15 protein-coding genes are annotated in these 12,789 nt (G+C 68.2%); 10 read left to right on the top strand and 5 right to left on the bottom strand.

Annotated features, from left to right (window positions below):
• Window positions 1–186 precede the first annotated feature (186 nt).
• The 4 genes from APY03_RS40210 to APY03_RS14945 all read right to left on the bottom strand — a co-directional run bounded on the left by APY03_RS40210 (window position 187) and on the right by APY03_RS14945 (window position 3,010).
• Window positions 187–984: a CHAP domain-containing protein gene (locus tag APY03_RS40210; RefSeq protein WP_083944367.1), complete on the bottom strand. Its 798-nt coding sequence runs from the start codon at window positions 982–984 to the stop codon at window positions 187–189.
• A gap of 158 nt (window positions 985–1,142) precedes the next feature.
• Window positions 1,143–2,045, bottom strand: a complete 903-nt coding sequence (locus APY03_RS14935; RefSeq protein ID WP_068677975.1) for a universal stress protein — start codon at window positions 2,043–2,045, stop codon at window positions 1,143–1,145.
• A 15-nt stretch (window positions 2,046–2,060) separates the two neighbouring features.
• A complete protein-coding gene (locus APY03_RS14940; RefSeq protein ID WP_083944368.1) occupies window positions 2,061–2,486 on the bottom strand; it encodes a hypothetical protein in 426 nt (141 codons plus the stop codon).
• A 101-nt stretch (window positions 2,487–2,587) separates the two neighbouring features.
• Entirely contained in the window at window positions 2,588–3,010 is a 423-nt protein-coding gene (locus tag APY03_RS14945; RefSeq protein ID WP_068677976.1) for a universal stress protein, read from the bottom strand.
• Between the two features lie 206 nt (window positions 3,011–3,216).
• Here APY03_RS14945 and APY03_RS14950 point away from each other — a divergent pair, with 206 nt between their 5' ends.
• The 3 genes from APY03_RS14950 to APY03_RS14960 all read left to right on the top strand — a co-directional run bounded on the left by APY03_RS14950 (window position 3,217) and on the right by APY03_RS14960 (window position 6,077).
• The gene (locus tag APY03_RS14950) at window positions 3,217–4,524 is read left to right on the top strand and encodes a GNAT family N-acetyltransferase (protein WP_068677977.1); all 1,308 of its coding nucleotides are present in this window, start codon (window positions 3,217–3,219) and stop codon (window positions 4,522–4,524) included.
• 78 nt (window positions 4,525–4,602) lie between these two features.
• On the top strand, window positions 4,603–5,220 hold the full coding sequence (locus APY03_RS14955) for an anti-sigma factor family protein (protein ID WP_068677978.1): 618 nt from the start codon (window positions 4,603–4,605) through the stop codon (window positions 5,218–5,220).
• Between the two features lie 5 nt (window positions 5,221–5,225).
• A complete protein-coding gene (locus APY03_RS14960) occupies window positions 5,226–6,077 on the top strand; it encodes a caspase family protein (protein WP_068677979.1) in 852 nt (283 codons plus the stop codon).
• Window positions 6,078–6,089: 12 nt separating this feature from the next.
• Here APY03_RS14960 and APY03_RS41460 read toward each other — a convergent pair whose 3' ends face one another.
• A complete protein-coding gene (locus tag APY03_RS41460) occupies window positions 6,090–7,049 on the bottom strand; it encodes an alpha/beta fold hydrolase (RefSeq protein ID WP_102906146.1) in 960 nt (319 codons plus the stop codon).
• Window positions 7,050–7,226: 177 nt separating this feature from the next.
• Here APY03_RS41460 and APY03_RS41465 point away from each other — a divergent pair, with 177 nt between their 5' ends.
• The 7 genes from APY03_RS41465 to APY03_RS15000 all read left to right on the top strand — a co-directional run bounded on the left by APY03_RS41465 (window position 7,227) and on the right by APY03_RS15000 (window position 12,545).
• On the top strand, window positions 7,227–7,799 hold the full coding sequence (locus APY03_RS41465; protein WP_068677981.1) for a hypothetical protein: 573 nt from the start codon (window positions 7,227–7,229) through the stop codon (window positions 7,797–7,799).
• A 231-nt stretch (window positions 7,800–8,030) separates the two neighbouring features.
• Window positions 8,031–8,603, top strand: coding sequence for a hypothetical protein (locus tag APY03_RS14975; protein WP_068677982.1), 573 nt, complete (start codon window positions 8,031–8,033; stop codon window positions 8,601–8,603).
• Window positions 8,604–8,672: 69 nt separating this feature from the next.
• Window positions 8,673–9,002 (top strand): hypothetical protein, encoded by a 330-nt coding sequence (locus APY03_RS14980; protein WP_068677983.1) that lies wholly within the window; start codon window positions 8,673–8,675, stop codon window positions 9,000–9,002.
• Window positions 9,003–9,032: 30 nt separating this feature from the next.
• Window positions 9,033–10,658, top strand: coding sequence for a DUF4384 domain-containing protein (locus APY03_RS14985; RefSeq protein ID WP_068677984.1), 1,626 nt, complete (start codon window positions 9,033–9,035; stop codon window positions 10,656–10,658).
• Entirely contained in the window at window positions 10,642–11,082 is a 441-nt protein-coding gene (locus APY03_RS14990; protein WP_068677985.1) for a hypothetical protein, read from the top strand. The genes APY03_RS14985 and APY03_RS14990 overlap by 17 nt, the downstream gene beginning before the upstream one ends.
• Before the next feature lie 32 nt (window positions 11,083–11,114).
• Entirely contained in the window at window positions 11,115–11,849 is a 735-nt protein-coding gene (locus tag APY03_RS14995) for a GIN domain-containing protein (RefSeq protein ID WP_068677986.1), read from the top strand.
• Between the two features lie 69 nt (window positions 11,850–11,918).
• The gene (locus tag APY03_RS15000) at window positions 11,919–12,545 is read left to right on the top strand and encodes an OmpA family protein (protein WP_068677987.1); all 627 of its coding nucleotides are present in this window, start codon (window positions 11,919–11,921) and stop codon (window positions 12,543–12,545) included.
• Window positions 12,546–12,789 lie beyond the last annotated feature (244 nt).

A 12,789-nucleotide genomic window follows, 5' to 3' on the forward strand; every position in this document is an offset into this window, starting at 1 on the left:
CCTTCGGCGCGAGGGAAGCGCCGCCGCCACAGATGAGTGTCTGAACCAGGACATGACCGTTTCCTCGAAGCGAAACGATCAGGCGACCGGCACGCCCGCGTTGACGGACATGTGGCCTACAGGATGTACGACGATTTCCGGCTGCCGTGAAAAGGCGCGAACGGCCCCGGACTCATTGACTGCCCCTCAAGTGGGGCCGTAGTCGATGAAGCCCTTGTTGATCTCCCCGACCTTGCGGGCCAGTCGGTAGACGCCGCCCCCTTCGCGCGTGCGGCTGGCGTCGGTGTTGCCCTCGATGGTGACGAGGATGCCGGCCGAGACCGACTCGATCAGGCCGGTGTGGCCCGCACCCCGGCCGTGGTCCATGATGAAGATCATCCCGGGCCCGAGGCGCGTGGGATCGGCCGTCGCCGCGCGCGCCGGGATGCGCGCCGCCCCCTTGGCCGCGGCCTTGTTCCAGTGGTCGAGGCAACCCCCGGTGCGCACCATGGGATTGCCGGCACGACCCAGCGTCTTCGAGGCCTCGTCGAAGCAGTAGTAGACGAAGGCGCAGCACCAGGGCAGCCCGGCCGGCACGCCGGCGCGAGCCAGGTACTTCTCGACCTCGGGGCCGCGGTTGGAGTTCATCGGGACCTCGCGCACCTGCTTCGCCTCTTCGCCCGTTGCGACCGCGAGCACCTCGGCCAGCAACGCGCTGCCGGCGTCGGCGCGCGCCGGGACACTGTCCGTTCCGAACAGCGCGCCCCAGGTCAGCGCGCCGATCTCGCCGTCCTGCTTCAGCGGACGGCCGGCCGAATCGACATGGCGTGCCTGGAACAGCTTCACCACCCGCCGCATGCCGGCATCGAAGATCGTGCCCTGCGAATCGGGGCGCGCAGCAGGGTCGCTGTCGCCGCCCATCATCAGGCCGAGCTGCCTGCGAACCGCCTGCACGACAGCGGCATCGTCTTCACCGAGCTTGATGATGCGACCTGGATAGTCCATGCACTTCTCCTTGTGGCTTGCTCAGCTTAGGCGCGCGCATGCGCAAACGCATCGGCTGGACGGCGTACTCCGCCTACGTCCTACGGGACATAAGCGGAACCATGTACGAGATGCGCTGCCCAGATTCCTCAGGAGCTGTTGTGCCTGATGGCACCTCGTCAATGCGACATCAGCACAGGCACGGTCATGGTCTCGAGCATTGTGCGCGTGACACCGCCGAGCACTAGCTCTCTGAGCCGCGAGTGGCCGTAGCCTCCCATCACGATGAGATCGGCATGGATGTCCGCCGCGTGCGACAGCAACGCGTCCGCGGCGGCCAGGTCCGGCACCCAGCCGCGCCGCATGCGTTCGCCGACCGAGGGTTCACCTTGGCTCAGCACATTCACTGCCGCCTGCACACCATGTAGTGCAAGATAAGCTGTCACTTCCTGCAGCGACGCACGTCGACCTTGGACGTTGCCGTGACCCGCGTCAACGAAGCTCACGAGTTCGACGTGCGACGCCCGCGCCAGCAGCGGAATTGCGTCGCGCAAGGCGCGGGCACTTTCCCGTGTGTCCGTCCAGGCCACGAGCGCGCGCTGCAAGAGGCGGGGCGAGGTGAGGCTACCCGGCTCGGCCGCCCACCCGATGTGGGGCACGATCAGCACCGGACAGGCGGCGGCCAACAGCAGCCGGGCGGACTGGGCCGTCGCCAGACCGCCGCCCGCCGGATCACGCTGGGACGTGATCACCAGGTCCGATGTGCGCGAATGGGACTGTAGGACGTCGGCCGGATCGCCATCGCCGAACCTGAGCTCGAGCGGCACATTGATGCGCTGCCGCACAGCAGCCGCGACGCGCTCGCCGATGCCATGCAGCGAGGTACGCTGCGCGTGCTCGCTCTGCCGCACGAGCGATGCTGTTTCCGCACTGAGGCCCACGCCGGCACTTACCGGCGCTGCGACCAGCAATACCGTGAGTCGTGCGCCCAATTCACCCGTCAGCAATGCCGCCAGCTCGATCGCGTGACGCGATGTCACCTCATCGTTGACATGGACCAGCAGGTCGCGAATGACTGCCATGGGTTGCCTCCACTCTCAGTGCCTCCGATCGCGCATGATGGCGTGCGTCACCATGGTTTGGGTCACCCCCCAACGGCTCAGGAGCGATGCGTAGACCTGGCGTTCATCATCTGTGACTCGGCCATCGGCCGTGATCACGGCTGCGGACAGGCGACACACCAGCAGGCGCAGCCCGGGATCCGCCACCGCCTGCTGCAAAGCCAGCATCAGGCATCGGTCACTCGATCGCAGCCATTGCGTCTCGCTCAAGGGACGCCCGATCTCTTCCAGGGCCGACTCGGCCCGCGTCAGGAAGTCGTTCCGATGAATGCCCAATCTTTGGTAGGCATCAAGCCGGTCGAGTGCCGCGACCTCACGGGGATCAATCCGCCCATTCGCAGAAACAACGATGGCAAGCAGCAAAGCAGCGGCATCGGCTGCCGCAAGCGTGGTCGAAGGCATTGCGATCTCCTGTGTACGTGCTTCGTCCAAGCAGGATCGAGGCGGAAGTCGAGGACCTCAACCGGGATTCCCCCAAGGTCCGGAGATCCCGGCACTGCTGCTCAAGGGATCAACAGCACAGGCTTCTTGGTACCCGCGAGCACCTGCGTGGCAGTTGAACCCATCACCACATTCACGAGCGCGGAATGGCCGTGCGTGCCCATGACGATCATGTCAAAGCCGCCCTCATCGGCCAGCGCAACGATTGCGTCGCCAGCACGACCCAGCGCGAAGCGGGCGTCCAGCACCCAGCCGTTCTGCTCGGCGAAGGCACGCACCGGCGATAGCACCTTCTCCGCTTCTTCGTGGTACCAACTCTCGACCGTGGCGCGCGACAAGAAGGCTGCAGCGCGTGGCGTCACCGGCGGCACGATGGTCAGTGCCGTGTACTGGTTGTCCCCGCGAAGTATCTCCTCGTGCGCAGCCAAGGTGGCGAGCATGCGCTTGGTCGTTGAGCTGCCGTCGACTGCCAGCAGGATCTTCATGGCGGCTCCTTATTGAAGTGTGTGAATTCTCCGTTTGTTGTCGGTCCGGGAAGTTGACGCAAATCAAGCTGCGGCTGTTGTGTGGGCCATGTGGACCGCCGCGCGAGCTTGGCCGCAGCGGCCTTTCTCGGGGCCAGCTCGGCGTGCGGACGTGAGAGCGGTGCCATCATTGCCTGCATGTGCATGACACGAGGTGCAGACAAGGAATGAAGCATGCCGACATCGCCATCCTCCCCGCCGGGGAGCTCTCGCGCGCGGCGCTGGCCGCACTCTGGAACCAGGCCTACGAGGGCTACTTCGTGCCCGTGGCCTTCGACGAGCAGCGCTTCGCGCGGCACCTTCGGCGGGCCAATGTCGAGCTCGGATTGTCGAGGGTGCTGACGGCCGGCGGGGAGCCCGCCGGACTCTCGCTGGTGGGACGGCGAGAGGCGCGGGCCTACCTTGCCGGCTTCGGCATCGTCCGGGCGCAGCGGCGCCGCGGACTCGCCCGCCTGCTGATCGAGGTTCAGCTCGCTGCCCTCCCGGCGGCCGGCGTGCGCGACGTGGTGCTGGAGGTCATCGAGCACAACCCCGCGCGCAGCCTCTATGGCCAGGCTGGTTTCGAGGCGCTCCGGCCGCTGGAGCTTCTGTCCGGTACGCTGGAAGCGCAACCCGCCGAGCCCGCCGTGCTCGGCCCAGCCGATCTCGCCGCCGTGCACGCGCACTGCAGCACGGTCGCGCAGCCGACCTGCGATGCGCTGACGCAGGAGAACGCCGCCGCGATCGGCGTGCGGCGCGGCGACTCGCGAGATGAAGCGCTTCTTCTAAAAACGGGCAGCAGCGGCGCTGGTGGGCACCGGCCTGCAGGACCTTGCTGGAAATCCGGGCAGAGACGCTATATTGCGTCACCGCCACCGTCACCGCCACCGTCACCCTGCATGGACAACGACGAGGTCAACCAGCTGCTCGTACGCATTGGCCGCGAAGACCAGGCGGCGTTTCGCCAGTTGTACAAGGCGTTCAGCCAACGGGTCTACGCCTACGCGCTCAACATGCTGAGCGACCACGCGCGGGCCGAGGAAGTGCTGGTGGACACGCTCTACGAGGTCTGGCGCCACCCCGACCGCTTCCGGGGCGATTCGCAGTTTTCCACCTGGCTCATCGGGATCGCGCGCAGAAAGGCGCTGATGGTCTACCGGGCGCGCCGGCCCGACGAGGTGCATGCCGATCTGGACGACATCGCCGAAGTCACCGCTTCGGACACACCCGATGGCTACGCGGAGCTGGCGGGCAAGCAGCGGCGCGAAGGCGTGCAGCACTGCATGGGCAAGCTGTCGGACGAGCACCGCGAATGCCTGCACCTGGTGTTCTACGAGGGCATGGGCCTGGCGGAAGTGGCGGAGATACAGAACTGCCCGGAGGGCACCGTCAAGACCCGCCTGTTCCACGCCCGCCAGAAAATCAAGAAATGCCTGCAGTCACTGCTGCGCAGCGAAGGGAGCGCCGCCGAAGCCAAGGGCGCCCTCGCCTCCTGAACGACGCTTGCGGTGTACCTTGCATGCGCGCAAAAATAAACTGAACCATCCGCAAGGCTCGCGCAACCCAGCGGCATCATGAACAAACGCTTCGAAGAACTGCTCCCCTGGTACGCCAACGGTTCGCTGGGAGCCGAAGACCGCGCCTGGGTCGATGCCTACCTGCAACAACACCCCGAGGCCAGGAGCGAGCTGGACTGGTATCGCTCGCTGCAGGCCCGTGTCCAGGAAAACGCCCCGGCCGTGCCGGCGACGATCGGCCTGGCCCGTGCCATGCGCCTGATCCAGGGCGACCGCCCGACCTTGGCCGAGCGCATCGGCGCCTTCTTCGGCAACTTCGGCATGCGCCCGGCCTATGCGCTGGCCGGGCTGGCGCTCGTGGTGGTGCAAGGCGGCGTGATCCTGAACCTGCTAGGCCACGCCCGCGAGGACGCCGACCAGATCCGCGCGCTGAACGCGGTTCGCGTCGAAGAGGGTCCGATGCTCAAGATCAGCTTTGCCCCCGACGCCAAGGAGGCCGACATCCGCATGCTGGTGGTCCAGGTCGGCGGCGAGCTGGCCGGCGGGCCGGGCCAGCTCGGCGACTACTACCTGCGCGTGCCGGCCGGCAGCGAAGCGGCCGCGCTCGCCAAGGTACAGGGCGCTCCGATCGTCCAGGCCGCCTCGCTGGCACCGGGCGTGCCGCCACGGGAGTAGCCGCCATGGCCGCGCTGCTGACCCGCCGGACGCTGCTGCAAGGCGCCTTGGGCGCCGCGGCGCTGCCACTTGTCGGTACCGCCGTGGGCGGCCCCGCCAACGCCAACGCGAACACCAATGGCGCCGAGTCGCGCATCGCCTTGGTGATCGGCAATGGCGCGTATCGCGCCGCGCCGCTGAAGAACCCGCCCGGCGACGCCGCCGCCGTCGCGGCCGCATTGCGCGGTCTTGGCTACGACGTGACCCTGCGACAGGACACGCGGCTGCCGGACCTGATCGAGTCCCTGCGGGAGTTCTCGATGCGCGCGCCGAAGGCCTCGGTCCGCATGTTGTTCTATGCCGGCCACGGCGTCCAGGTGAAAGGCCGCAACTACCTGGTGCCGATCGACGCCGACCCGCTGACCGAAGAGGACATCCAGCGGCAAAGCGCCGACGTCGGCGAATTCGTCGACCGGCTCAGCGCCATTCGCACCGGCATCAACATCGTGGTGCTCGACGCCTGCCGCGTGAACCCGTTCGCCGGCGGCGTCATCGTCGGCCCGGATGGGCGGCGCCTCAAATTCCGCGGCGCGACGCCGGGTGGCCTGGCCACGCTCGATGCGCCCGTCGGCACCCTGGTGGCCTTCTCGACCGCGCCGAACGGCGTGGCGCTCGACGGCGCCAGCGGCAAGCACAGCGTCTATGCGCGTCACCTGCTGGCCAACCTGCCGACGCCTGGGCTGCAGATCGAGCAGCTCTTCAAGCGGGTGCGCATCGGCGTGGCCGAAGACACCGGCCGCGTGCAGGTGCCCTGGGAGTCGTCGAGCCTGACGGCGGACTTCTGCTTCAAGTCGAACGACAAGGGGCGGTGCGGGTAGTCGATACGCCGCTCATGCGTGGTCCTCCAGAAAGCGCTCGAGCTCACGCGCAAAGCGCAGCGGCTCGCTGACATGCGGCGAATGGCCGGCACGCGGGTAGACGGAGATCTGCGCATGCTTCACCGTCTCGCGATACCAGGCATCGAGCGGCAGCCCGGCGTAGTGCGGGCTGCGCGCCCCGAGCACGACCAGCAGCGGGGCGTCGAGGCGCGACAGCGAAGCACGGAAGTCGGCCTGCGCCATCGACTCGGCAAGGTCGAGCAGCGGCCGGATGTCGATGCTTCCCAGGCGCCGGCGCAGCATCCGTCCGAGCGATGTGTCGATGCCCAGCTGGCGCCTGAGCCACGCCCCCCCGAGCGCACCGACCTCGTTCAGCAGCGCCTCGGCCAGGTCCTGGCGCGCGCCCGCGATCAGGCCCGACAGCATCGCCGCACTGCAGCCGCCGAACAGCCCGAGACGCCAGCTGTCGTCCGTCACGATGCGCGGCGACTGGTCGACCAGTGCCACCGCGGCGACGCGCTGGGTGCCATGCAGATGCAGGTACTGCATCAGCGTCAGCGCGCCCATGGAGTGCCCGACCAGCACCGCCCGCTGCAGCCCGAAGTGGTCGAGCATCTCGGCCAGGTCGGTCGCCAGCCGCGCCAGGGTGATGCTGCCGCGCACCGGCCGGCAATGCCCATGGCCGCGGGCGTCCCAGGCGAGCACGCAATGGCGCCTCGCCAGCCGCCGCGCCACCGGCATCCAGTCGCGATGCGAGCACCCCACCCCGTGCACCAGCACCAGCGGCGGGCCCTTGCCGAGCACGAACACGGGCACCACCTGGCCATCGCTGGCCGTGAAGCTGTCGAATTCGCCGGCGGCGGGCGTGCCGAGGTTCACCAGCCCGAAGTTGCGCAACGCGTTCAAGGTGCCGCGCAAGCCCGTCAGGCGCGGTGGGTGTGGAGGCGGGTCTGGCGGAGCCCTGTCGAGCATGGCGGGCCATCCTACGCCGCTGCGCAGCCCGCCCGAAATCGGCTCGAACCCTTCTCGGCTGATCGCCGCGAAATTCCTTTGAACCGTTTCCGAAACCGGCGCAACCCATGGAGCGGGAAGGCAGGCAGATCGGCAAGCCCCACCACAAACCTCGTTCACCACTCTCAGGAGATCATCATGCAAATCGTCCGCAAAGCTTCCGTCCTTGTCGCCCTCGGTCTCGTCTTCGGGGGCGCCATGGCCGGCGAAATCACGGGTTCCACAGTGCTGTCCACCGGTGCCGTCAACACCTCCGCCGGCTTCCTGTCCACGGCGCGCCAGAACATCGGCGTGGCCGAGCAGAACGGCAAGATCACCAACAGCACCGTGATCGTCAACGGGGCCAACAACACGGCCGCCGGCTTCCTGTCGACGGCGACGCAGAGCGTGGGCCGCGCCACGCAGAACGGCAAGATCACCAACAGCACGGTCATCGGCAACGGCCTGAACAACGTGGCTGCCGGCTTCCTGAGCACCGCCACGCAAGAGGTGGGCTTCGCCAAGGACAACGGCGAGGTCGTGAACTCGACCGTCATCGCCAACGGCGCCAGCAACACGGCCGCTGGCTTCCTGTCCACGGCTCGCCAGCAGATCGGCGGCGCGCAAGGCAACGGCAAGCTGACGAACTCGACGGTGATCGCCACCGGCTCGGTCAACACCGCCGCCGGCTTCCTGTCCACCGCCGACCAGAGCATCGGGGTCGCCAAGTAAGGCGCTGCCGGCCTTCTTGTGCCCTGCTTCCGGCCTCCTCGGCCCCGACCCGCCCGCGCACCTGCGCCGGCGGGTCTTTTTCATTTCGGGACCGCACTTCTTGATGCTGCCGCGAATGCGAATTCCCTTGAACCGTTTCCGAACGCGCAGCAACCCATGGAGCGGAAGGCAAGCAAGCGCATGCCGCCCAACCCCTCACAGCAATCCCGCCAACCCTTCAGGAGATCCACCATGAAAGCCGCTCCCAAACTTTCCGTCGTCGCCGCGCTCGGCCTCGTCTTCGGTGCCGCCATGGCCGGCGAGATCGCCGACTCCGGCGTGTTCTCGACCGGTGCCGTCAACACCTCGGCCGGCTTCCTGTCCACCGCACGGCAGAACGTCGGCGTGGCAGAGCAGAACGGCAAGATCAAGAACACGGCCGTGATCGTCAACGGCGCGGTCAACACCTCGGCGGGCTTCCTGTCGACGGCCAACCAGAGCATCGCGCGCGCCATCCAGAACGGCCAGATCAGCCAGACCGCCATCGTGGCCCAGGGCGTGAACAACTCCGCCGCCGGCTTCCTGAGCACCGCGAACCAGGAAGTGGGCTTCGCGAAGGATGACGGCAAGGTGCAGAGCAGCTTCGTCGGCGCCACCGGCGTGAGCAACGTGGCCGGCGGCTTCCTGTCCACCGCGCGCCAGCAGATCGGCGGCGCCCAAGGCAGCGGCAAGTTGACGAATTCGACGGTGCTCGCCACGGCGCAGGTCAATACCGCCGCTGGCTTCCTGTCTACCGCCGACCAGAGCGTCGGCGTCGCGAAGTAAGAGCTCGTTCTTGTTCTTTCCCTGCGCCGGCGTCTTCCCCGCCGGCGCTTCCCACCCAGGAGACCTCCCATGAATGCAAGCCTCGCCCTCACCGCCCGCATCGTTCTCGCCGCCGTCACGCTGGGCGCAGGTGCCCACGCATTCGCGGGGCAGGAGCTGATGGGTGTCGATACGCGCTTCCGCGCGAAGATCGCGAAGGAAAAGATCCGCATCGCCGCCCAGGAGCGCAAGGCCGACGAGCAGGGAAAGTCACAGGGAAACTCCTCGGACTCCAGCACCTGCGGGAGTCAGAACATCGGCAACATCGACACCGGCGGGCGCATCGGCGCCTCGCCCCGCGAGGTGTTCGTGTTCGCGCCCAACGCAATCAACATCGTCGGCCGCGGCGGGTGCCGCTGAGCGCAGCGTCCCGCTAAAAAGGGAGATGTCATGAAACCGCCCAAGATCGCACGCCTCTTCGCGCTTTCCGCCACCGTCGCCGCGCTCGCCGGGTGCCAGACGCTCGAGGTCAGGCAACCCACCATCGACCAGACCAACGAGATCCGCAAGGGCCCCGAGGACCGGCCCCAGCGATCGATCACCGGCTTCTCGCATGCGCTGCGCTGCATGGACACGCTGCTGCTCGACTACGGCGTGCGCGACATCACGATGCTGACCGAGGAAATCAGCGACGAAACGAAGAAGCTGAACGCCGGCACGCGCGACATGCTGATCTCGTCGGTGTCGGACATGTCGCGTCGCAGCCGGGCCGTGCGCCTGGTCGCCTTCGGCAAGGACACCGCGAACGTCATCAGCTATCTGGCATCGGCGCAGAGCGCAACGGCCTACCAGGCGATCCCGCTCTACGACATCAAGGGCTCCGTCTCGCAGTTCGACGAGAACCTGGTCAAGAACCAGAAGGACGTCGGCATCGGCTTCGCACCCTTCATCAACCTCGGCGCAGCCAAGGATGCAGGCTCCAGCATGCTGGCGCTCGACCTGAGCGTGCTGACGACCAGCGACATGGCGGTGCTCGCAGGCGTCACCTCGCGCAACTCCGTGATGATCCTGAAGCAGGGCAGCGGCATCGACGGCGACGCCGCGTACCACAAGTTCGGCATCAACTACAGCATGAACCTGGCGAAAGCCGAAGGCCAGACGCAGGCGCTGCGTGGACTGGTCGAACTGGCGGCGGTCGAACTCATCGGCAAGCTCACCAAGACGCCCTACTGGAGCTGCCTGGGCGTGACCGACCCGAAGGCGAACGACGAAACGCGCCTCGAGATGTTCGACTGGTACCACGCGATGGCGGCGACACGCATCGAGCTGATCGCCTACTTCCAGAACCAGCTGCGCCGGCGCGCGTTCTACGACGGCCCGATCGACGGGGAGTTCAACCCCGCCATCGACGAAGCGATCGCGAACTACCGTGCCGCGCTCGGGCTCAGCCGCGAGGCGGTGCTCAACGAGCAGTTCTTCTACGCTTTCCTCGCCGCCGACCACACCAAGATCAAGCGGCCGGAGCAGCCGGCTCGCTACATCGCGCCGGAAACGGTCGCCGCGGGGCCCGCAGCGATCCCGGTGGCGGCAAGTGCAGCCTCCGCTTCGCCTGCGGCGGCGGCATCGGCCACGCCGGCCCCGTCAGCCCCGGCGCCGCTGAAGCTGTCGGTGAGCGCTCCCCGGCAGCAGACCCGTTTCGCCCGCGGGGAGCCGATCAGCCTTTCCCTCGCACCTTCGCAGGACGCACATGTCTACTGCTACCTGCAGGACGAGGAGTCGAAGGTCATACGCTTCTTCCCGAACCGCTTCGCCCGCGACTCCCGCATCGCTGCGGCCCAGCCGCTCACGCTGCCCGGGGCCATGCGCTTCCAGCTCACGATGAACACGAAGGGCGTGCCCGAGACCATCTCCTGCTTCGCAACGCCACGCGACGTGCTGGCTTCGCTGCCGCAAGCCCTAGTCGGCACCGACTTCGAACCCCTCCCCGGCGCCACGCTCGACTCGATCCGCGTCGCCTTCCTCAAAGCCAGCGGCGGCACGCTCGCCCAGGAGAACTTCCGTGTCCAAGCCAAATGAATCCCTTCCTGGCCGTGCGAAGTGGCTCGGCATCCGCCTGGCCGCCGTGAGCGCAGTCGCCCTGGCCGCCGCGGTCGGCCTCCTGCAGCTGCCCTCCGGCGCCACTGCAGGCGTCGCGGCTGTGACCGCCACCGCTGCCGCAGATGATCGCGTCGTCTCCGGCCTCCCGCCGGCGCCCCCGCCCCCAGCCTCGACGCCGTCATCACGTCAGAAGGGCCAGGGCACCTATCGTCTGCGCTGCTGGCAGTACGGCCGCCTGTTGTTCGACGAGGGCCCGGTCACCCTGGGTCCCGAGGCACGGCAGGGCGCGAAGCTGGTGGCGACCGACCGCAACGGGGGATCGGTGATCGTCACCGACTCCGGCTGGACCACCTGCCAGGCGCGCCCCTTCCCCCCGGCGCCCAACCTCGCGTTGCCGCGCTGAGGCCAAAGCCGCCGAACCGAAGGAACTGCACCATGAACTGGTTCAGCCGTGTGTTGCCGGCGCGTGGCGCGCTCCGCGCCTCGGCTCTGGCCGCCGCCTCGGCCGCGGTGCTTGCCGCGACCCTGGCGGGGCCGGCCCAGGCGGCCACCGAGACCCGCGGGGTCACCGGCTTCGACGAGGTCGTGTTCGCGGTTGCGGGCGAGCTCAGCATCGAGCAGGGCCCGCGCGAGACCCTGACCCTGGAAGCCGAACCCGCGGTGTTGCGCAAGATCACCACAGAGGTCCAGGGCCGGCGCCTTCTCATCGGGCTGGCGCCCGGGCGCATCGAGACCCAGCAGCCGATCCGGATGAAGCTCGGCGTCCGCACGCTGCGCGCCTTCGAGTCGCGCACCGCCGGCGACATCAGCATCGGTCCGCTGCGCAGCGAAGCGCTCTCGCTGGTGCTGGCGGGCGGCGGCTCGATCCGCCTCGATCGACTGGAGGATGCGCGCAGCCTCGACGTGCGGATCACCGGCGCTGGCGAAGTCGCTGTCGGCGGCGGCAAGGTGGTCGCGCAGCAGCTTGCCATCACCGGCATGGGCCGCTATTCGGCGGCCAGGCTCGCCAGCGAGCGCGCTGAAGTCGCGATCGACGGCAACGGCGAAGTGCGGCTCGCCGCCAGCACCACGCTGGCGGTGCGCATCGGGGGCGTGGGCCACGTGCGCTATCACGGCGACCCGGCGGTGACGCGCTCCATCCGCGGCATCGGGTCGGTCGAGAAAGATTGAACCGCGCCGGCGGCGCTCGCAACCCATGGGCATCGAGAAATTCAACGCCACGCCCCAAGGAGCCCTGAAATGACCCGCTACCTCAGCACCCTCGCTCTTGCCCTCGCCGCCACCTTCCTGGCCCCCCAGGTCAAGGCCGAGAAGGTGATCATGTACCGTGAAGGCCAGCTCGTGAGCCCGCAGGACGTGGCGGCCGTGCTCGGCAACGGCACCCGCTCGATCCGCCTGCTCGACGATGCGCCCGCAGCGGCAACCCCGACGAAGTATGTCGCGGCCGCTGCCGCCGCCCTGGCGAAGACCTCGGCACGCCCGCCCCGCGTGGCCCGTGTGTCCGCTGCGCCTGACGACGTCAGCGCCGACGCATCGGCCTTGTCCCTGCCGGTGCGCTTCGCCTTCGACTCCTCCGACATCCTTCCCGCCGCACGGCCCCAACTGGACGCATTGGCCGACGGCATCAAGCTGCTTGCGCCGAGCAGCATCGTCACGGTCGAAGGCCATACCGATGCGGTCGGCACCGATGCCTACAACCTCGAGCTGTCGCGCAACCGCGCCCGCGCCGTGCGCGACTACCTGGTGCAGCACCACGGCATCGACGCCGCACGCCTGAAGACGGTCGGCTACGGCGAAGCCCGGCTGGTCGAGGCTACCGATCCCCACGCCGCCGTGAACCGCCGCGTGCAGTTCCGCGGCAGCTGAACAGGCGCTCGGGGGGATGGCTGCACTCCCCTTGTGCCTGGGATGCGCAGCACGGAGAATGGAATGCGGTCGCCAGTGGAGGTGCTCAGGCTGTGTCGAATCTTGCATCTCTCTTCGCTCTGGGGGCCTGCTCCCTCGCCCTCCGGGGGAGGGGTGGGGTTGGGGGTGGGGCGCCGGGCGCTCGATGGGGGCGCTACGCTTTGCTTGAGGCTGGAGCCGGGGCGTCGTCCCGGCAGCCGAGTCA

Origin of the sequence: Variovorax sp. WDL1, from assembly GCF_001541225.1 — a bacterium.
In the GTDB taxonomy this organism is placed as follows: Bacteria; Pseudomonadota; Gammaproteobacteria; order Burkholderiales; family Burkholderiaceae_C; genus Variovorax.